The organism is Streptomyces dryopteridis (genome assembly GCF_049606955.1).
GTDB lineage: Bacteria > Actinomycetota > Actinomycetes > Streptomycetales > Streptomycetaceae > Streptomyces.
This window is the reverse complement of the sequence record NZ_CP187113.1, coordinates 715,806-735,620: the sequence shown is the minus strand read 5'-3', so window position 1 is coordinate 735,620 and position 19,815 is coordinate 715,806. Positions and strand designations below refer to the sequence as shown.

20 protein-coding genes are annotated in these 19,815 nt (G+C 72.1%); 15 read left to right on the top strand and 5 right to left on the bottom strand.

The window, feature by feature from the left end:
- Nucleotides 1–25 precede the first annotated feature (25 nt).
- The 14 genes from ACN20G_RS02970 (at nt 26) to ACN20G_RS02905 (ending at nt 12,510) form a co-directional block, all read left to right on the top strand.
- Entirely contained in the window at nt 26–946 is a 921-nt protein-coding gene (locus ACN20G_RS02970; protein WP_424211133.1) for a DMT family transporter, read from the top strand.
- Nucleotides 947–1,007: 61 nt separating this feature from the next.
- Nucleotides 1,008–2,192 carry a cytochrome P450 family protein gene (locus tag ACN20G_RS02965; protein WP_424211132.1) on the top strand — a complete coding sequence of 395 codons (1,185 nt, stop codon included), beginning with the start codon at nt 1,008–1,010 and terminating at the stop codon, nt 2,190–2,192.
- A 214-nt stretch (nt 2,193–2,406) separates the two neighbouring features.
- Nucleotides 2,407–3,420: a sugar ABC transporter substrate-binding protein gene (locus ACN20G_RS02960; RefSeq protein ID WP_424211131.1), complete on the top strand. Its 1,014-nt coding sequence runs from the start codon at nt 2,407–2,409 to the stop codon at nt 3,418–3,420.
- Nucleotides 3,417–4,484 carry an ABC transporter permease gene (locus tag ACN20G_RS02955; protein ID WP_424211130.1) on the top strand — a complete coding sequence of 356 codons (1,068 nt, stop codon included), beginning with the start codon at nt 3,417–3,419 and terminating at the stop codon, nt 4,482–4,484. Before ACN20G_RS02960 ends, ACN20G_RS02955 begins: the two co-directional genes overlap by 4 nt.
- Entirely contained in the window at nt 4,451–5,326 is an 876-nt protein-coding gene (locus ACN20G_RS02950) for an ATP-binding cassette domain-containing protein (protein ID WP_424211129.1), read from the top strand. The genes ACN20G_RS02955 and ACN20G_RS02950 overlap by 34 nt, the downstream gene beginning before the upstream one ends.
- The gene (locus ACN20G_RS02945) at nt 5,323–6,483 is read left to right on the top strand and encodes an ROK family glucokinase (protein WP_424211128.1); all 1,161 of its coding nucleotides are present in this window, start codon (nt 5,323–5,325) and stop codon (nt 6,481–6,483) included. Before ACN20G_RS02950 ends, ACN20G_RS02945 begins: the two co-directional genes overlap by 4 nt.
- Nucleotides 6,480–7,076 (top strand): hypothetical protein, encoded by a 597-nt coding sequence (locus tag ACN20G_RS02940; RefSeq protein ID WP_424211127.1) that lies wholly within the window; start codon nt 6,480–6,482, stop codon nt 7,074–7,076. Before ACN20G_RS02945 ends, ACN20G_RS02940 begins: the two co-directional genes overlap by 4 nt.
- Nucleotides 7,077–7,126: 50 nt before the next feature.
- Nucleotides 7,127–7,759: an MBL fold metallo-hydrolase gene (locus tag ACN20G_RS02935; RefSeq protein ID WP_424211126.1), complete on the top strand. Its 633-nt coding sequence runs from the start codon at nt 7,127–7,129 to the stop codon at nt 7,757–7,759.
- 35 nt (nt 7,760–7,794) lie between these two features.
- A complete protein-coding gene (locus ACN20G_RS02930) occupies nt 7,795–8,580 on the top strand; it encodes an exodeoxyribonuclease III (protein WP_424211125.1) in 786 nt (261 codons plus the stop codon).
- Nucleotides 8,581–8,709: 129 nt separating this feature from the next.
- Nucleotides 8,710–9,150: a DUF6278 family protein gene (locus tag ACN20G_RS02925; protein WP_424211124.1), complete on the top strand. Its 441-nt coding sequence runs from the start codon at nt 8,710–8,712 to the stop codon at nt 9,148–9,150.
- A gap of 135 nt (nt 9,151–9,285) precedes the next feature.
- Nucleotides 9,286–10,029 carry an amino acid ABC transporter ATP-binding protein gene (locus ACN20G_RS02920; protein WP_424211123.1) on the top strand — a complete coding sequence of 248 codons (744 nt, stop codon included), beginning with the start codon at nt 9,286–9,288 and terminating at the stop codon, nt 10,027–10,029.
- A 12-nt stretch (nt 10,030–10,041) separates the two neighbouring features.
- Nucleotides 10,042–10,968, top strand: coding sequence for a glutamate ABC transporter substrate-binding protein (locus ACN20G_RS02915; protein ID WP_424211122.1), 927 nt, complete (start codon nt 10,042–10,044; stop codon nt 10,966–10,968).
- 19 nt (nt 10,969–10,987) lie between these two features.
- Nucleotides 10,988–11,632: an amino acid ABC transporter permease gene (locus ACN20G_RS02910; RefSeq protein ID WP_424211121.1), complete on the top strand. Its 645-nt coding sequence runs from the start codon at nt 10,988–10,990 to the stop codon at nt 11,630–11,632.
- Nucleotides 11,629–12,510 (top strand): amino acid ABC transporter permease, encoded by an 882-nt coding sequence (locus tag ACN20G_RS02905; protein ID WP_424211120.1) that lies wholly within the window; start codon nt 11,629–11,631, stop codon nt 12,508–12,510. The genes ACN20G_RS02910 and ACN20G_RS02905 overlap by 4 nt, the downstream gene beginning before the upstream one ends.
- A gap of 28 nt (nt 12,511–12,538) precedes the next feature.
- On the opposite strand, the gene ACN20G_RS02900 is transcribed toward ACN20G_RS02905, so the two are convergent.
- The 5 genes from ACN20G_RS02900 to ACN20G_RS02880 all read right to left on the bottom strand — a co-directional run bounded on the left by ACN20G_RS02900 (nt 12,539) and on the right by ACN20G_RS02880 (nt 17,098).
- Nucleotides 12,539–14,137: a CocE/NonD family hydrolase gene (locus ACN20G_RS02900; protein WP_424211119.1), complete on the bottom strand. Its 1,599-nt coding sequence runs from the start codon at nt 14,135–14,137 to the stop codon at nt 12,539–12,541.
- A gap of 108 nt (nt 14,138–14,245) precedes the next feature.
- Nucleotides 14,246–14,920 carry a hypothetical protein gene (locus ACN20G_RS02895; protein WP_424211118.1) on the bottom strand — a complete coding sequence of 225 codons (675 nt, stop codon included), beginning with the start codon at nt 14,918–14,920 and terminating at the stop codon, nt 14,246–14,248.
- A complete protein-coding gene (locus ACN20G_RS02890) occupies nt 14,913–15,482 on the bottom strand; it encodes an RNA polymerase sigma factor (RefSeq protein ID WP_424211117.1) in 570 nt (189 codons plus the stop codon). The genes ACN20G_RS02895 and ACN20G_RS02890 overlap by 8 nt, the downstream gene beginning before the upstream one ends.
- The gene (locus ACN20G_RS02885) at nt 15,479–15,715 is read right to left on the bottom strand and encodes a hypothetical protein (protein ID WP_424211116.1); all 237 of its coding nucleotides are present in this window, start codon (nt 15,713–15,715) and stop codon (nt 15,479–15,481) included. Before ACN20G_RS02885 ends, ACN20G_RS02890 begins: the two co-directional genes overlap by 4 nt.
- 156 nt (nt 15,716–15,871) lie before the next feature.
- Nucleotides 15,872–17,098 carry a L,D-transpeptidase gene (locus ACN20G_RS02880; protein WP_424211115.1) on the bottom strand — a complete coding sequence of 409 codons (1,227 nt, stop codon included), beginning with the start codon at nt 17,096–17,098 and terminating at the stop codon, nt 15,872–15,874.
- Between the two features lie 829 nt (nt 17,099–17,927).
- Here ACN20G_RS02880 and murJ point away from each other — a divergent pair.
- The gene (gene murJ, locus ACN20G_RS02875) at nt 17,928–19,814 is read left to right on the top strand and encodes a murein biosynthesis integral membrane protein MurJ (RefSeq protein WP_424215344.1); all 1,887 of its coding nucleotides are present in this window, start codon (nt 17,928–17,930) and stop codon (nt 19,812–19,814) included.
- Nucleotide 19,815 lies beyond the last annotated feature (1 nt).

Below are 19,815 nucleotides of genomic sequence, written 5' to 3'. Positions count from 1 at the left end.
GCACGCCGCCCAGGAGACGTCACCGGTGTCCTCGCTCAGCGCCACCCGCACCACCACCCCCACCGCCCGCCCGCTCTGGCTCGCGGACCTCCCCGTGCTCCTGGCCGCCCTCTTCTGGGGCGCCAGCTTCCTCGCAGCCAAGGGCGTCACCACGGGCGCCACCGTCCTCGCCGTGCTCGTGCTCCGCTTCGGCCTCGTCCTCCCCGTGCTGCTGATCGTCGGACGACGCGGACTGCGGGCCCTGCGCCCCGCGCAACTGCGCACCGCCGCCCTCCTCGGCCTCGTCCTCGCCGTGATCTTCGTCCTGGAGACCTACGGGGTGGTGCACACCTCCGCCACCAACGCCGGGCTGATCATCAGCCTCACGATGATCCTGACCCCGCTCGCCGAGAGCGCCCTGCGCCGCACCGTCCCCTCCCCGGCCTTCCTCGCCGCCGCCCTCCTCTCCGTCCTCGGTGTCGCGCTGCTCACCCAGTCCGGCGGGTTCACCGCCCCGGGCCTGGGCGACCTGCTGATCCTCGCCGCCGCCTGCGCCCGCACCGTGCACGTGCTCCTGATGAGCCGGGCCACGAGCCTGCGCGGCGCGGACGACCTCTCCCTGACCACCGTGCAGCTCGGCACCTCGCTGCTGCTGTTCACCGCGCTCTTCGCCGTCCCCGGCGCCGGCCTCGCGCCCTGGACGGCCGCCGCCGCCTTCGACGCGGCCGACTGGGCCGGGCTCGTCTTCCTCTCCCTGTGCTGCACCCTCTACGCCTTCTTCGTGCAGATGTGGGCCGTGCGCCGCACCTCCGCCTCCCGGGTCAGCCTGCTGATGGGCACCGAACCCCTCTTCGCGGCCGCCGTCGGCCTCACCCTGGCCGGCGACGAGGTCGGCCCCCTCGGCATCCTCGGCGCCGTGCTCGTCCTCCTCGGGACCGCCTGGGGCCGCCGGGCCGCGGCCTCCTGAGGGCTTCGAACGGCGTCCGAAAACGGCTGGTCAGGCGCGCCGGGTTACGTACCGTGAGGAGATGAACCGCATCGACTTCGGCTCGGCGCCCCAGACCTTCTTCGCCGACCCCTATCCCACCTACGCGCAGCTCGCGGCCGAGGGCCCGGTCCACCCGGTCGGCTCCGTCGACGGCACCCGGCAGTGGCTCGTCATCGGCCACGAGGAGGCGCGCGCGGCCCTCACCGACCCCGCGTTCGTCAAGGCCCCGCCCGGGGACTACCACGCGGGCGCGCCGGCCACCGCCTCCAACCGCAACCTCCTCGAACTCGACCCCCCGCACCACACGAGGCTGCGCAGACTCGTCTCCGGCGTCTTCACCACCCGCCGCGTCGAGGCCCTGCGCCCCCGGATCGAGAAGATCACCGGAGAACTCCTCGACGACCTGGCGCGCAACCCCGAGCGCCGGGACGACCTCGTCGCCCGGTTCGCCTTCCCGCTGCCCATGACCGTGATCTGCGAGCTGCTCGGCGTCCCCGACCTCGACCGGGACCGGTTCCGGACCTGGTCCCAGGCGGCCGTCGACCCCCGCGACGCCGAACACCACCACCAGACCCTCGTGGAGATGACCGCCTACCTCGGCGCGCTCATCGCCGAGAAGTCCGAGGCCCCCGGCGAGGACCTGCTGAGCGACCTCATCCGCACCCGCGACGAGGACGGCGACCGGCTCTCGCCCGACGAACTCGTCGGCATGGCCTTCCTCCTGCTCGTCGCCGGCCACGAGACCACGGTCAACCTCATCGCCAACGGCACCCGCGCCCTGCTCACCCACCCCGAGCAGCTCGCGGCCGTCCGCGCCGACCCCGAGGGGCTGCTCCCGGCCGCGATCGAGGAGGTGCTCCGCTGGGACGGGCCCGTGGAGAACGCCACCTACCGCTGGGTGGACCGGGACCTCGAATTCGGCGGGGTGTCGATGTCCGCCGGCGACTCCGTCCTCGTCTCCCTCGCGGGCAGCGACCGCGACGGCGACCGGTGGGAGGACCCCGAGGTCTTCGACGTCCACCGCCCCGCCCGCCCCCACCTCGCGTTCGGGCACGGGATCCACTTCTGCGTCGGCGCCCCGCTGGCCCGGCTGGAGGCCAGGATCGCCTTCACCGCCCTCCTCGAACGCTTCCCCGGCCTCGCCCTCGACCCCGACGGCCCGCCCCTGACCTGGATCACCGGCAGCCTCATCCGCGGCACCACCACCCTCCCGGTCCGCTGGTGACGTGATCCGGACCACACCCCCGGCCGCACCCCGGGGGTCTGCCGTCGCGACCTTGCCGGAATTCGCCCGTCCGGAGCCCTCCCTGCACCGGGGCCCGGCGCGCCCCGATCCGCAGGCACGGCCGTCCGTACCGGATACTGGACGGCTGAAGCCGGAATGCCCCATTCATCATGGGTGATTTTCGGACAGCGGGTATGAGGAAAGGCGCCGACACGTGGCATGGGTTCGGACAGGAGCGCGCACGACGGCCGCGCTGCTCGCGGTCGTACTGGGAGCCGCGCTCGCCGGGTGCAGCAGCACGGGCGGCAAGCGCGCCGAGGAGCGGGCCAAGGAAGCGGCCGAGGGCGGCCGACCCGCGGTCTCCACCCCCCGCATGAACTTCGCGATGGTCACCCACGCCGGCGACGGCGACACCTTCTGGGACATCGTCCAGAAGGGCGCCAAGGAGGCCGCCGCCAAGGACAACGTGGAGTTCACCTACGCCCACGACGACCAGGCCCAGACCCAGGCCCAGTACGTCCAGAACGCCATCGACCGCAAGGTCGACGGACTGATCGTCTCCCTCGCCAAGCCCGAGGCCCTCAAGGACGTCCTCGCCAAGGCCGTCAAGGCCGGCATCCCCGTCGTCACCGTGAACTCGGGCTCCGCCCAGTCCAAGGAGTACGGCGCCCTCACCCACATCGGGCAGGACGAGGAGATCGCCGGCGAGGCCGTCGGCACCGAACTGGGCGAACGCGGCAGGAAGAAGGCCATCTGCGTCCTGCACGAACAGGGCAACGTGGGCCACGAGCAGCGCTGCGCCGGCGCGAAGAAGACCTTCACCGGCACCATGGAGAACCTGTACGTCGAGGGCACCAACATGCCCTCCGTCCAGTCCGCGATCCAGGCCAAGCTCCAGGCCGACCCCGACGTCGACGCCGTCGTCACCCTCGGCGCCCCCTTCGCCCCCACCGCCGTCAAGGCCAAGCAGGCCGCCGGCAGCTCCGCCGAGATCGACACCTTCGACCTCAACGAGTCCGTGGCCCGCGCCCTCAAGGCCGGCGAACTCGGCTTCGCCGTGGACCAACAGCCCTACCTCCAGGGCTACGAGGCCGTGGACCTGCTCTGGCTGTACCGCTACAACCGCAACACCCTCGGCGGCGGCCGGCCCGTGCTGACCGGCCCGCAGATCATCACCAAGGAGCAGGCCGCGCCCCTGGAGGAGTTCATCAAGCGGGTGACCCGATGACCGCCCCCGCGCCCGCCCCCGCCGACGCGCCGACCCGGCCCCGCCCGGCCGACGAACGCCTCGCCCCCGCCTCCCTGGCCCGCCGACTCCTCGGCCGCCCGGAGCTCGGCGCGGTCGTCGGCGCCCTCGCCGTCTTCCTCGTCTTCTCCTTCGCGGCCGACAGCTTCCTGCGCGCCTCCAGCCTCAGCACGATCCTCTACTCGGCCTCCACCATCGGCATCATGGCCGTGCCCGTGGCCCTGCTCATGATCGGCGGCGAGTTCGACCTCTCCGCCGGCGTGATGGTCACCAGCTCCGCCCTGTTCAGCTCGATGTTCAGCTACCAGCTGACCGCCAACGTCTGGGTCGGCGTGCTCGTCTCGCTGCTCGTCACCCTCGCCATCGGCCTCTTCAACGGCTTCCTGCTGACCCGCACCAAACTGCCCAGCTTCATCATCACGCTCGGCACCTTCCTCATGCTGACCGGCCTGAACCTGGGCCTCACCAAACTCATCAGCGGCTCGGTCTCCACCAAGGGCATCGGCGACATGGAGGGCTTCGCCTCCGCCCGCGCCGTCTTCGCCTCCCAGCTCACCATCGGCTCCGTCACCCTCAAGGTCACCATCCTGTGGTGGCTGGTGCTCGTGGCCGTCGCCACCTGGATCCTGCTGCGCACCCGCGCCGGCAACTGGATCTTCGCGGTCGGCGGCGGCGCCGACGCGGCCCGCGCCGTCGGCGTCCCCGTGGTCAAAACCCGCGTCGGGCTGTACATGGGCGTGGCCCTGTGCGCCTGGATCGCCGGCCAGCACATCCTGTTCAGCTTCGACGTGGTCCAGTCCGGCGAGGGCGTCGGCAACGAGTTCCTCTACATCATCGCCGCCGTCATCGGCGGCTGCCTGATGACCGGCGGCTACGGCTCCGCCATCGGCTCCGCGGTCGGCGCGTTCATCTTCGGCATGGCGAGCAACGGCATCGTCTACGCCCAGTGGAACCCCGACTGGTTCAAGTTCTTCCTGGGAGGCATGCTGCTGCTCGCCACCCTGTTGAACGCATGGGTGCGCAAGCGGGCGGAGGCCAGGGCGTGACCGCGCTGATCGAGCTGACCGGGGTCAGCAAGTACTACGGCAACATCCGGGCCCTCGAAGGGGTCTCCCTCCAGGTCTCCGCCGGCGAGATCACCTGCGTCCTCGGGGACAACGGTGCCGGCAAGTCCACCCTCATCAAGATCATCGCCGGTCTGCACCGCCACGACGCGGGCACCTTCGCCATCGAGGGCGAGGAGACCCACCTGGTCAACCCGCGCGACGCCCTCGACCGGGGCATCGCCACCGTCTACCAGGACCTCGCCGTCGTGCCCCTCATGCCGGTCTGGCGCAACTTCTTCCTCGGCTCCGAGCCCACCAAGGGCCGCGGCCCCTTCCGCCGCCTCGACGTGGACCTGATGCGCGAGACCACCCGCGCCGAACTGCTGCGCATGGGCATCGACCTGCGCGACGTCGACCAGCCCATCGGCACCCTCTCCGGCGGCGAACGCCAGTGCGTGGCCATCGCCCGCGCCGTCCACTTCGGCGCCAAGGTCCTCGTCCTGGACGAACCCACCGCCGCCCTCGGCGTCAAACAGTCCGGGGTGGTCCTCAAGTACGTGGCCGCCGCCCGCGACGCGGGCCTGGGCGTCGTCCTCATCACCCACAACCCGCACCACGCCCACCTCGTCGGGGACCGCTTCGTCCTCCTCAAGCGCGGCACCATGGCCGGCAGCCACACCCGCGACTCCGTCACCCTCGACGAACTCACCCGCCAGATGGCCGGCGGGTCGGAACTGGAGGAGCTCGGGCACGAGCTGGAGCGGCCGGCAGAATCGGCGGACACCCCCCGAGAGACCCCCGCGACCGGTGGGAACGCGAACGGCGAGGCGGCGACACGATGAGCACCTACCGGGAATTCACCCTCGGCCCCCGGTCCACCATCCGCGCGGTCGGCAGCCGGGAACGCCGCAGCGTCCTGACCGCCCCCCGGGTGCCCACCGTCGGCATCGACATCGGCGGCACCAAGGTCATGGCCGGCGTCGTCGACGCCGACGGGGTCATCCTGGAGAAGATCCGCACCGAGACCCCCGACAAGTCCAAGAGCCCCAAGGTGGTCGAGGACACCATCGTCGAACTCGTCCTCGACCTCTCCGACCGGCACGACGTGCACGCGGTGGGCATCGGCGCCGCCGGCTGGGTCGACGCCGACCGCTCCCGGGTCCTGTTCGCCCCCCACCTCGCCTGGCGCGACGAACCCCTGCGCGACGCCCTCCAGGACCGCCTCGCCGTCCCCGTCATGGTCGACAACGACGCGAACACCGCCGCCTGGGCCGAATGGCGCTTCGGCGCCGGCCGCGGCGAGGACCACCTCGTCATGATCACCCTCGGCACCGGCATCGGCGGGGCCATCCTGGAGGACGGCCGCGTCAAACGCGGCAAGTACGGGGTCGCCGGCGAGTTCGGCCACATGCAGGTCGTCCCCGCCGGACACCGCTGCCCCTGCGGCAACCGCGGCTGCTGGGAGCAGTACAGCTCCGGCAACGCCCTGGTCCGCGAGGCCCGCGAACTGGCCGCCGCCGACTCGCCCGTCGCCTCCGACATCCTCGCCCGGACCGGCGGCCGCATCGCCGACATCACCGGCCCCCTCATCACCGAGATGGCCCGCGAGGGCGACCCGATGTGCGTGGAGCTGCTCGACGACATCGGCCAGTGGCTCGGCGTGGGCCTGGCCAACCTCGCCGCCGCCCTCGACCCCTCCTGCTTCGTGGTGGGCGGTGGGGTCAGCGCCGCCGACGAACTGCTCATCGGCCCCGCCCGCGACGCCTTCCGCCGCCACCTCACCGGCCGGGGCTACCGTCCCGAGGCGCGGATCGCCCGTGCCGAACTGGGACCCGAGGCGGGTATGGTCGGAGCCGCCGACCTCGCGCGACTGGTCGCCCGCCGCTTCCGCCGGGCCAACCGGCGCCGTGTCGAACGACACGAGCGCTACGCCCGGGCCGGACGCAAGGGCCCGTTCGGCGTGGCCGTGGCCCGCCCCCAGGAACAGGAACGCTCGTGACCCCGCCCAGCCCGCCCGCGCAGCACACCGAGCCCGGAACCCCCGGCGGCCCGCCCCCCGGGGCCCCCGTCGAGAGCCGCCGGCACGTGGTGCGCCGCCGGTGGATCACCGCGATCATCATCGTGCTGCTGATCGGGGTCCCCGCCGGCTACCTGCTGGTCTCGGCCCGGCAGAGCCGCGACAGCGGCAAGGACAAGGCGGCCAAGGCCGCCGTCGCCCAGCTCCGCTCCGGCTGGCCCTCCCGGGTCCAGCAGAGCATCTACGAGGTCCCCATCCCCGACTGGTCCACCAACGTCGGCTTCCTGGAGACCAACAACTGGCGCACCAGCAGGCTCTACGTCCAGTTCAGCACCACCCCCGCCGCCCTGGACACCTTCCTCGGCAGCTACGGCACCCGCCGCGCCGCCCTCACCCCCGGCAGCGCGATCTCCGCCCGCGACTCCCAGATCGCGAAGTGGAAGTGGGCCCCCAAGAGCAAGTGGTTCGGGGTCAACGTGGAACAGGCAGACCCGCGCCCCGACCACGACATCACCGTGGACCTGACCAACCCCGCCAAACCCCGCGTGTACCTCGTCGCCACCAGCGTGCCCTAGATCCGGAAGAGACGGCCTGGCCGTCACCCCGCCCCGGGTACCCTGCCGGCATGAAGATCGTGAAGCAGTCGCACTCCTGTGTCCGCCTGGAGAAGGACGGGCGCGTCCTGGTCGTCGACCCCGGCGCCTTCAGCGAGGCGGACGCCGGTCTCGGCGCCGACGTGCTGCTCGTCACCCACGAGCACCCCGACCACTTCGAGGAGGGCCGGCTGCGCGCCGCACTCGACGCACGCCCCGGGACCGAACTGTGGACCCTGGGGGCGGTCGCCGAGAAGCTCGCGGCCGCCTACCCGGGCCGCGTGCACCGGGTCGGCCACGGCGACGCCTTCACCGCCGCCGGCTTCGACGTACGGGTCTACGGCGAACTGCACGCCGTGATCCACCCCGACCTGCCGCGCGTCGGCAACGTCGGCTACCTCGTCGAGGGGGTCTTCCACCCCGGCGACGCGCTGACCGTCCCGGACGCCCCCGTGGACACCCTGCTGCTGCCCGTGCACGCCCCGTGGAGCCGGGTCTCCGACGTGATCGACTACGTCCGCGAGGTGGGGCCCCGCCGCGCCGTCGACGTGCACGACGCCTACCTCTCCGACCTGGCCCGCCCCATCTACGACGGACTGCTCACCAACCTGGGCGGCGGCGCCGAGCACGCCCGCTACGCGCCCGGCGAGACGGTGGCCGGCTGAGCGCCGCTGTCGGCGCCGGGCGATAGGTTGGCGGCATGCGTATCGCCACCTTCAACGTCAACTCCGTCACCGCCCGGCTGCCCCGCCTCCTCGCCTGGCTGGAGAGCTCCGGCACGGACGTCCTGTGCGTGCAGGAGACCAAGTGCTCCGCCGAGCAGTTCCCCCATGCCGAGCTGCGCGAGCTGGGCTACGAATCGGCCGTGCACGCCACCGGCCGCTGGAACGGCGTCGCGCTGATCTCCCGGGTCGGCCTGGCGGACGTGGTCACCGGCCTGCCCGGCGGCCCCGACTACGACGGGACCCAGGAACCCCGGGCGATCTCCGCGACCTGCGGCGGGGTCCGGGTCTGGTCGGTGTACGTGCCCAACGGCCGCGAGGTCGACCACGACCACTACGGCTACAAGCTGGAGTGGTTCAAGGCCCTCACCGAGGCCGTGGCCGAGGACGCCGCCGGCGCCCGCCCCTTCGCGGTGCTCGGCGACTTCAACGTGGCCCCCACCGACGAGGACGTGTGGGACCCGGCCGTCTTCGCCGGCCTGACCCACGTCACCCCCGCCGAACGCGAGGCCCTGGCCGCGCTGCGGGCCGTCGGCCTGAGCGACGTGCCGCCCCGCGCCCTGAAGTACGACCGCCCCTACACCTTCTGGGACTACCGCCAGCTCGCCTTCCCCAAGAACCGGGGCATGCGCATCGACCTCGTCTACGGCAACCCCGCCTTCGCCGCCGCCGTCACCGACGCCTACGTCGACCGCGACGAGCGCAAGGGCAAGGGCGCCTCCGACCACGCCCCGGTGGTCGTGGACCTCGACCTCGCCCCCTGACCCCCCCTGACCCCCCCTGACCCTCCCGACCCGGCCGGCCGGCCCGCCCGCCGGCCAAGCTCCGGCAAAGCGGGATCGGCCTGCCGCGCCCCGTGGCCCCCGGACCGGCCGGCTGCCAGTCTGGGCACCATGAGCATCCGTTTCCTGGACAAGTTGTTCCACCGATCCGAGGACCGGCCCGGGGACGCCCTCGCGGACGCCCTCGCGCGGGACCCGGAGGGCGTGGCGGAACTGTTCGCCGAGTGCGAGCTGTTGCGCGCCCAGGCCCGCCGCGCCGGACTCGAACTCGACGGTTCGCCCGCCTCCTTGGAGGCCCTGGACCAGCTCGTGCCGCGCTGGCGCCGGGATCCGGAGCTGGTGCCGTGGCTCGGCAACGACGCGGGCCTGTACCTGGGCACCGTCGTCGTGCGCACCGTGCCCGGCGCGGCCTGGGAGATCCGCCCCGACGGGCAGCCGGTGATCCGGCTGGCCTCCGGGCGGGAGTTGAACGTGGTGGAGTCCGGGATCTCGTGGGCCTTCACGGGGTCCCCGGAACTGGGGCAGGCGCACGGGGAGGCCGCCGAGGGCTGAGCGGCTCCCCTCCGGGCCCGCCTTCCCCGGTGCGGATGGCTTTGGGCGGTTTCGGGCGTGTCGCGGGGAACTGCCCTTCTCCGCGTGGATAGTTTGCGCTGACCTCGACACTCCGACCAGGGGGCAGGGCAGCGCATGGCCGTCGATCCGTTGATCGAGCTGCGGAACGTCAACAAGCACTACGGGGACCTGCACGTGCTGCGGGACGTGAACCTCACCGTCGGGCGCGGGGAGGTGGTCGTCGTCATCGGCCCGTCCGGCTCCGGGAAGTCCACCCTGTGCCGGGCGATCAACCGGCTGGAGACGATCGAGTCCGGCACCATCACCCTGGCCGGCCGGCCGCTGCCCGCCGAGGGCAAGGACCTGGCGGGGCTGCGGGCCGAGGTGGGGATGGTCTTCCAGTCCTTCAACCTGTTCGCGCACAAGACGGTCCTCGCCAACGTCTCCCTGGCCCAGATCAAGGTCCGGGGCCGCAAGCGGGAGGAGGCCGACCGGCGCTCGCGCGAACTCCTGGAGCGGGTGGGCCTGGCCTCGCAGGCCGAGAAGTACCCGGCGCAGCTCTCCGGCGGCCAACAGCAGCGGGTGGCGATCGCCCGCGCCCTGGCGATGGACCCGCAGGCGCTGCTCTTCGACGAGCCGACCTCGGCCCTGGACCCGGAGATGATCAACGAGGTGCTGGAGGTGATGCGGCAGCTCGCGGCGGAGGGCATGACCATGGTCGTGGTCACCCACGAGATGGGCTTCGCCCGCTCGGCCGCCAACCGCGTGGTGTTCATGGCCGACGGCGCGATCGTCGAGGACCGCACGCCCGAGGAGTTCTTCACGGCCCCCGAGAGCGAGCGGGCCAAGGACTTCCTCTCCAAGATCCTCAAGCACTGAGAGGGCGGCCCGATGCGTCCGCGCACCCCCTTCCGCGTCCGTTCCCTCGCCCTGCTGGTGCTGCTGCTGGTGTCCGTGTTCGCGGCCGGCTGCGGTCGGGAGGGCAGTCCGCCGGTCAAGGGCCCGCAGCCCGAGGACCTGCCGAAGTACTCCGTCGACACGGCGTTCGCTCTTCCCGACTCGCCGACCTGGAGCCGCGCCAAGGCCCGGGGCCGGCTGATCGTCGGCGCCAAGGAGGACCAGCCGTACATGGGGGAGAAGGACCCCGCGAGCGGCCGGTACTCCGGTTTCGACATCGAGATCGCGACGATGGTCGCGGCCTCCCTCGGCTTCCCCCGCGATGCGATCGAGTTCCGCACCGTGGCCTCCGCCAACCGCGAGACCGCGTTGCAGAACGGCCAGATCGACTACTACGTGGGCACGTACACGATCAACGCCAACCGCAAGAAGCAGGTCGGTTTCGCCGGCCCCTACTACCTGGCCGGGCAGTCGCTGCTGGTGCGCAAGGACGAGGAGGACATCCGCGGGCCGCAGGACCTCGCCGGCCGCAAGGTCTGCTCGGCGGCCGGCTCCACCCCGTTCCAGCGCCTCCAGAAGGACTACCCGCGGGCGATCCTGGTGGCCTACGACACGTACTCGGTGTGCGTGGACAACCTGCTGACGTTCCAGGTGGACGCGGTGTCCACGGACGACACCATCCTCCAGGGCTACGCCGCGAAGGTGCCCCAGGAGCTGAAGGTGGTGGGCCGGCCCTTCTCGGAGGAGCCGTACGGGATCGGGGTGCGGCGCTCGGACAACGCGCTGCGGTTCGCGATCGACGACGCGCTGGCGGCCCGGGAGAAGGACGGGGACTGGCTGCGCGCCTACGACGTGACCCTGGGCCTGTCCGGGGTGCCCGCCCCACAGCCCCCGCCCATCGACCGGTACCCGGCGAGCTGATCAGGAGCACCGAGCCGCCATGCACGTACTGACCGACAACTTCTCCCTCTACGGCGAGGGATTCCTCGGCACCCTCGAACTCACCGTGTACGCGGGGGTGCTGGCCATGGTCCTGGGCTTCCTGATGGCCGCCTTCCGGGTGGCCCCGGTGGGCTCCTTCCGGGTCTTCGGCACGGTGTGGGTGACCGTGCTGCGCAACACCCCGCTGACCCTGCTCTTCTTCGCGGTGCTGCTGGGCCTGCCCCGGTTCGGGCTGGTGCTGCCGTTCAAGGTGTTCGCGGTGCTGGCCCTGGGCTGCTACACCTCGGCCTTCATCTGCGAGGTGCTGCGCTCGGGCATCAACACCGTGCCCAAGGGGCAGGGGGAGGCGGCCCGCAGCCTGGGCATGTCCTTCCGGCAGACCCTGGGCTCGGTGGTGCTGCCGCAGGCGTTCCGGTCCGTGATCCCGCCGATCGGCTCCACGCTGATCGCGTTGGCCAAGAACTCGGCGATCGCCGGCGCGTTCAGCGTCACCGAACTGCTCGGCACCTACAAGACCCTCAACGAGCTCGGCTACGGCATCGTGTGGACCTTCGTCTGGATCGCCCTGGGCTACCTGATCATCACCCTGTCCATCAGCGCGCTCTTCACCGTGCTGGAGAAGCGTTGGGGAGTCGCCCGATGAGCGCGCACACCTTGCACGGGGACCTGGAGTCCTCCGCCCTCTACGACATCCCCGGCCCCAAGGCCGTCCGCCGGCACCTGATGTACGGGGTGCTGTCCACCGTCGTGATCGTGGCGATCGTGGTGTGGGTGGTGTGGCTGCTGTTCCACACCGGGCAGTTCAGCGCCGCCAAGTGGAGCCCGTTCACCTACAAGGGCATCCAGGAACTGCTGCTGCGGGGCCTGGGCAACACGCTGAAGGCATTCGCGCTGGCCTCCGTGCTCTCCCTGGTCCTCGGCGCGGTGCTGGCCTGCGGCCGGCTCTCGGACCACCGGCCGGTGCGGTGGGTGGCGACGGCGCTCGTGGAGTTCTTCCGGGCCATGCCGGTGCTGGTGATGATCTTCTTCGTGTTCGTGGCGCTGAAGGTGCAGCCGCTGCCCGCCCTGGTCACCGGCCTGACCCTGTACAACGGCTCGGTGCTGGCCGAGGTCTTCCGCACCGGCATCGTCACGGTGGACCGGGGCCAGCGGGAGGCCGCGTACGCGCTGGGCATGCGCAAGACGCAGGTGATGACCTACGTGCTGGCCCCCCAGGGGGTGCGGGCCATGCTGCCGGCGATCATCAGCCAGCTCGTGGTGGCGCTCAAGGACACCTCGCTGGGCTTCCTGATCACGTACGAGGAGTTCCTGCACGCCGGCAAACTCATCGCGTCCAACCTCGACTACGACCTGCCGTTCATCCCCGTCGTCATGATCATCTCGCCGATCTACATCGGCATGTGCATGCTCCTGTCCTGGTTCGCGGTCCGGATGGCCCGCCGGCAGCGGCGCAACCCGAAGGTCCACGCCGCCACCGTCGCCCCGATCGGACCCGCCGGCCCGACCCCGGGCGCCCCCTGACGGATCCCCGCCGGGCGCCCGGCCGTGATCACTGCTCGCGCAAGGGCACCGAGACCCAGGAGGGGTCGGACCTAGGCGAGGAGAAGGTCAGCTGCGCGCCCGCGGGGTTGTGCTCGATGTAGAGGGGGTCGACCGAGTCGATCACGAGGGCGAGGCGGTGCCCGGCGGGCACGTCGTACGCCGTGGCGAACAGGTCCAGATCGACGGTGAAGGGAGTGTTCGGGGTCCGGTCGTGGAAGGTGTACGGGGCGTTGGTGACGAGCTTGCCCACCCCGAGCGGGCCCACGTCGTACAGGTAGGCCACGAAGGTCCCGTCCCCCCGGGTGGGGGTGACGGTGGTGTGCAGCCGGGTGACGCCCCGCACCCGGCGCGCCTCCTCGTACCGCTCCGACTGCCACACGGCCGCGAAGGACCGGGGCAGCAGCGGGATCGAGGCGACGGGCGGGGCCTTGACGAACTGGTCGAGCACGCTGGACAGGAAGATCACCCCGCCGTTCGCGCCCGAGTCCACCCCCGTGAACAGGTGCTCGGAGTCGGACAGGGCCAGCCGCTCACTGCCGTTCGCGCCCACCGCCTGCCAGCTCGGGTAGCCCTCGTAGCCGTCCTCGGAGCGGGACTTCAGCTGCACGGGCGCCTCGGCGTCCACCCCGTTGGCCGCGCCCTTGAGGTACCGGTCGAACCAGCGGTGGGCGTTGGTCCAGGTGTCGTTGGGCAGCCCGAGCAGCCCCGTGCCCTCGGCGGTGGCGTGGTCCCCGGGCCGGAACTCCAGCCGCTTGGGCCCGGTCAGCTTGGTGAAGAAGTCGGCGTACTGGTTGGGCGGGAAGATGGTGTCGCCCCAGGCGTTGCCGAGGAAGACGGCGGTGCCGTTGGCGTTGAGCGCGTCGACCTTCTCGGCGGCCGAACGCTTCTTGCCCCACGCGATCATGTCGGCCTCGCGGTCGAGGTGGGAGCCGAGGAAATCGGTCAGGGTCCGCCGCAACTCCGGCCCCGGCCGCCCGGTGATCGCGCCGGCCGCGCCGAGCATGGCGGCGGCCTGGAGGTGCTGGGTGCGGCCGGAGTAGATCGACTCGATCAGGTCGGCCCACCCGCTGAGCGCCACCACGGCCTTGACCCGGGGATCCCGGGCCGCGCTCAGCAGACTGATCCCGGCGCCGTAGCTGACCCCGCCCATGCCGATCCGCTCCGGGTCGGCGGGGGAGTGGGCCAGGGCCCAGTCGATGACGGCGGAGGCGTCGGCGGTGTCGGGTTCGCCCGCCACCTCGATCTCCCCGCCCGAGAGCCAGAACCCGCGCGAGGTGTAGCCGACCACGACGTACCCGTCGTCGGCGAGCTTGCGGGCCTGGGCCAGGTACTCGACCTGCGGCATGCCCCAACTGGTGGGCAGCACGACGAGCGGGAACCGCTGCCCGGGCCGGGCGCCGGCGGGCACGGTCACGTTGCCCTTGAGGGTGATCCCGCCGGAGCCGGGGATGTCGTGGAACGACAACCCGGGCCCGGCGGCCCCGGACGAGGCGGCCGGGGCGGCCTGGGCCTGATGGGGGGACAGGCCCAGACCCCCGACGGCCGCGAGGGCGACCCCCGCGGCGATCACGGTGGTACGGGTCCTCGCGCCGGATCTGCGTGCCATGGGGACTCCTCGCTGCGCCGGGGCCAAAGTGACCAGACGGTAACCTCGGAGCCTTACCAGGGGTAACCCATCGGTAAGTTACGCCCGGGTAACGATTCGTTCGGGGGATCACGGCCCGGCGGGCGCGCTGTGCAGTTCGTCGGACCCGTCGAAGATCCGCGCGACGTCGTCGCGGAGCTCCGCCAGGACGCGGGACGCCGCGGTGAGCGTGGCCGTCCATTCCGTCCACGGCCGGGTCGGATCGCGTCGGACCAGGGGGTTCGCGGACAGCATGCCCGCGATGTCCATGAGCTCGGCCGCGAACCGGTCGAGCTCCTCCAGTACGTCGTCGCGGCTGAGCTCGGCTCGGTACTCGAACTGTCGGGCCAGCACCCGCAGACGACCGGCGATCAACAGGAGTCCGACGGCGGTCGAACGGTACCGAGTGCTGCCGAATTCCAGCCGGAAGGCGTTGTCGAGAGCGTTGAACCGGTTGGCGATCAGCCTGATGTGCGAGCTTTGCAGTCGGAGGTGTCGGGCCACCGTCACGATGGCCTGGTTGATCTCGGGGAGTTCCGCGCGTGTCGCGTACACGAACTCGGTCGGGTCCAGTCCTCGGGGGGCCGGGGCGGTACCGGTGCTCGGGTTCGGAACCGAGCGCCGTCGTGGGGTGGGGTCCGGAGCGAAGGCCAGGTGGGCCAAGCCCGCGTTGAGGTCCAGTGCGGTTCCGACCGCTTCGTGGAGGCCGCGCGCGTGGTCGAGGAGCAGGGCGTCGAGGTCGGTGGGCGTGATGTCTTCACGCATCGGAGGACCTTCCTTCGGAGTGTCCGACGATGCCGGATTCGGCCAGCAGCCGCCGCAGCCGGTCGCGTCCGCGTTTCGCGTTGGTTCTGAGGGCCGGTTCCGTCTTGCCCGTGAACTTCGCGATCTCCGCGTAGGAGAATCCGTCGAGCGTCCAGGCGATCACCTCGCGCTGAGCCGGCGGCAACGAGCGGACCGCGCGCAGGACGCGGCGTTGGGTGTCGGTGAGGATCACCTCGTCGATCGGGCAGGTGCCGCCCGGGCGGTCGGGCACCGGGTCCTCGGGCTCTTCCCGGTGGCGCGCCTGGCGCAGGTACTGGGTCCAGGCCACCTTGCGCAGGTATGCGCGCGGGTGCTCGATCGTGCGCCATCGCTGCGGCAGTAACGGTATGAACGCCTCGTGGGCCGCGTCGGCGGCCTCGTACGCGCTCGCGCCCCGGTACATCAGATGGACGGTGACGGCCGTCATCTCCCGGCGGTAGAACGCGTCGAAGTCCTCGCGCGGCCGGGGCCTGGGGATGATGTGGGCCCGGACCGCGGGGGCCTTGGTGGGGATCTCGGTCACGTCGCCCCGATCCCGGGCGGGGTGGTGCGGCCCACTTCGATCTCCACCCGGCGGCCCCCGTCCCGCTCGACCAGGCGGCTGCCCGCCGGGAGGGCGCGGACCCGTTCGGACAGGCCCGCCTGGACGAGCTCCGTCCTGCGAACCGCCGCGCGCTCGGCGATCCACCGGAACAGCACGCGGGCGCCGACGGTCCCGGCCGTGAGCAGTGCCGCCGTGACGACAGCAGGATCCATGCGCACTCCTTCACCCTGGCGCCGCCGACGGCGTCGCGTCACCCCCTTGAAGCGCGAAGGGGCCCCGGGCGTGACACGTTTCCTTGGGCGGAGGGCGGCACGGGCGCCGCTGAGGGCCGGCCCCGATCGGGACCGGCCCTCAGCGCGAGGTGCTCGTCAGCCGTTCTGTGGGGTGTTCGTCAGGGCGCTCTTCGATTGCCATTCGGGCCAGCTCAGGTTCCACTCGCCGTAGCCGTTGCCGATCTCGGCCTGGCCCTTGGAGCCTTCGCCGACCACCTCGACCAGGTCGCCGATCTGTGCGGCCGCGAAGAGTTCTGCCGCGTTCGCGTCGCTCATGCCCACGCAGCCGGAGCTGGTGTTGGCCACGCCGAAGACGCCCGCGTTCCACGGGGCGGCGTGGACGTACATGCCGGACCAGGTGACCCGCATCGAGTAGTCGACCATCTTGTCGTAGGAGTCGCCCAGGCCCACGGTCTGCGAGTCCATGCGGATGGTGCCCTCCTTGGACATGAGCACCATCTTTCCGGACCAGGACGCCTTCTTGCCGCCGGGCGTGCCCGCCGAGACGGGGATGGTCTGGACGACCTCGCCGTCCTGGGTGACCGTCATCTCCTTGGCGTCCAGGTCCACCTTCATGCGGCGGTCCTTCCCGATGGCGAAGCTCGTGTCGTAGTCGCGGACGAAGTAGCCGCCGCCGCTGCCCGAGTCCACGCCGTTGAGGTTCATCTCGACCTTGACCTTGGTCCCGGACTTCCAGTAGTCCTTCGGGCGCCAGTCCACGCGGTCGTTGCCCGAGTAGTCCTTGAACCAGCCCCAGGAGCCCTCGGTGTTGTTGTCGGTGGTCACCTTCAGGTGCTTCTCGACGTCGGCCTTGTTCTTGACCGGGTTGTCGAAGACCAGGGAGATCGGCTGGGCCACGCCGACGGTGGTGTCCTTGCCCGGGTAGATGCTGAGCTTGTTCACCTTGTCGGCCTTCGCCGTGCCGAACGTGGCCTTGGCGTCGCGGCTGTGGGTGTCCTGGGCGGTGACCGTGTAGGTGGTGCCGGGGGCCGCGTTGCGTTCCGAGGTCCAGGTGCGGCCGTCGTTCGCTATCTTCCCGGGGAGTTCCGCGCCCTTGGCGTCGGTCACCTTCACCTGGGCCAGTCGACCCTCCGTCAGGGTGACCTTGACGGGTTCGCCCGGCTTGGCGGCGTCGCCCGTGAGGTTGACGGAGATCGCCATCGGGGTCTTCGGCGCGTCCCCCGCCCCGCCCTTCGCGTCCGAGCCCCCCGAGTCGGCGCCGCCGCAGGCGGCGAGTGCGGCGGCCAGGACGGCGGCGGTGCCCGCGAGGGCCACCCGCCGGACCGGGCGGCGCGAGATGGGGGAACGGGGTATGCGGCTCAACGGAACCCTCCGAGATGAATGATCGTCTGACAGCACAGACCCGCCCGGGAGGGATTGGGTTGCAGAATCGGCGGAAAATAGTTCGATTCGGGATGTGATGTACAACGCAGCCGTTCCGGTGTCGAACGGTCACATTTCCCGTGACGTCGTCTCATGGCGGGCGGCCGACGGGCCCCGTGGGCCCTCACTCAAGTACTCTCCACACTCGACCCCGGCGTGCGCGCGTTCGGGCTGATGCGTTGAGAGCTCGGCACCGATGGGCAGGCCGTCGCAACCCTCGGTGAACGGGAGCGTCCCCCATGGACGGACACGTCGACCACACCCGCTACCGGGCCCCCCGGGCCTGCCCGGCGCGCCGGTGAGCCTCCCGCCGAGCGGCTCCGCCGCGTACCCCGGTGACCCCTGGCGACCGGACGCGGCACCCCACTGGCCCGGCTGCGGGGCCCTGCACGGACACCCCGAACCGCTCCCGGCCGGACCCGTGATCGACCCCCTCGACCCGCTGGGCCTGGGCACCGCCCCGCTCTCCGCCGACCCCATGCCCCACGCGACCGACCCCGGTCACGGCCCGCGCGGCTGGGCCGACGTGCCCGGCTGGGACACCCACGTGCCGCACTCCGGGCACGTCGGCTACGGGGGGTACAGCGGGTGGACCGACGCCTCCGCCTACCCGCACCCCACCTACCCGGTGGAATCCGTGCACCCCTTCCCGCCCACCTACCCCACCCACGCCACGTACCACGCGGCGCGGGTGGAGACGGTGGACTGGGCCGCGTACGACGTCCGGCCGCCCGCGCAACCGGCGCCGATGCCCGCGCAACCCGCGGCGATGCCCGCGCAGGCCCCCGTGCCCGCGCAGCCCTTCGCGCCCGCGCAGGTCCTCGTGCCCGCGCAGGTTCCCGTGCCCCGGCCGGAGCCCGTGGGCGTGCCGGTCGCCGCTGTCGCCCCCGGGGCGCCCGCGGCCGTGGTCGAGACCCGTCCGCTGCCCGCCGTGCCCGCCGCCCGCACCGGCCCCGCCCCGACCGCCCCACCCGCCCCGACTGCCCCACCCGCCCCGACCGCCTCACCCGCTCCGCCCGAGGACGCGCCGGCGGGGAAGAAGAAGTCCTCCACCCTGCGCAACGGCGCCGTGATGGCCGCCGGCTCGATGGTCTCGCGCGCCACCGGCTTCGTCCGCTCCGCCGTGGTCGTCGCCGCCCTCGGCACCGGCCTGCTCGGCGACAGCTACGCCGTCGCCAACACCGTCCCCAACATCATCTACACCCTCCTCATCGGCGGCGCCCTCAACGCCGTGTTCGTGCCCGAGCTGGTGCGCGCCGCCAAGAGCCACGCCGACGGCGGCGCCGCCTACACCGACCGGCTGCTGACCGTGTGCACCGCCGCCCTGGTCCTGCTCACCGCCGTGGCGGTGGTGGCCGCGCCCGCCGTCGTCGGCGCCTACACCGACTACACCGGCACCCAGGCCGAGACCACCATCGCGCTGGCCCGCTACTGCCTGCCGCAGATCCTCTTCTACGGCCTGTTCACCCTGCTCGGACAGGTCCTCAACGCGCGCGGCCGGTTCGCCGCGATGATGTGGACGCCCGTCCTCAACAACATCGTCGTCATCGCCGTCTTCGGGCTCTTCCTCTACCTCGCGCACGACCCCGCCAAGGGCCTGTCGGCCTCCGACACCGAACTCCTCGGCTACGGCACCACCGCCGGCATCCTCGTCCAGGCCCTCGCCCTGATCCCCTCCCTGCGCGCCTCCGGGTTCCGCTGGCGGCCCCGGTTCGACTGGCGCGGCAGCGGCCTGGCCCGCCCGCTGCGCAACGCCGGCTGGCTCGTGCTGCTCGTCCTCACCAACCAGATCGCCTACTGGGTCGTCACCCGCCTGTCCACCAGCACCGGCGCCCAGGCCGTGGCCGAAGGGGTCGCGGGCGGCGCCGGCTACACCGCCCTCAGCAACGCCTACCAACTGTGGATCGTGCCCCAGGGCATCGTCACCGTCTCCCTGATCACCGCCCTCATGCCCCGCATGAGCGAGGCCGCCGCCGACGGGGACACCACCCGCATCCGGGGCGACGTGTCCTACGTGCTGCGCACCTCGGCCGCCGCCATCGTCCCGGCCGCCGCGATCTTCGTGGCCCTCGCCCCCTGGGTGATCGGCGCCGTCTTCGGCTACGGCCGCACCGGCCCCGACGACGTGCACGTGATGGCCGGCATGCTCATCGCCTACGCCCCCGGACTGGTGGCCTTCTCCGCCCAGTACGTGCTCGCCCGGGGCTTCTACGCCCTCTCCGACACCCGCACCCCCTTCTTCCTCAACCTCGTCATCGCCGGCACCAACGCGGCCCTGTCCATCGCCGCCTACCACGCCCTGCCCGCCCGCTGGGCCGTCACCGGCATGGCCGCCGCCTCCTCGCTGTCCTTCGTGGCCGGCCTCCTCGTCACCGGCGGGGCCCTGGCCCGCCGGCTCGGGCCCCGGGCCGGCAGCCGCAAGGAACGCCGAGCCACCACCGCCCGCACCCACCTGCGGATGTTCGTGGCCTGCGTGCCCGCCGCCGCGGCCGGCCACGCGGCGGCCCGCGCCGTCGACCCGCTGGGCGACATCGCCGCCGCCGCGACGGGAACCGCCGTGATCGCCCTCGTCGTCGTCCTCATGGCCGTCCCCCTGCGCATCACGGAGCTGACCGGGCCGCTGGCGACACTGCGGCGCAAGCTGCTCCGGCGCTGAC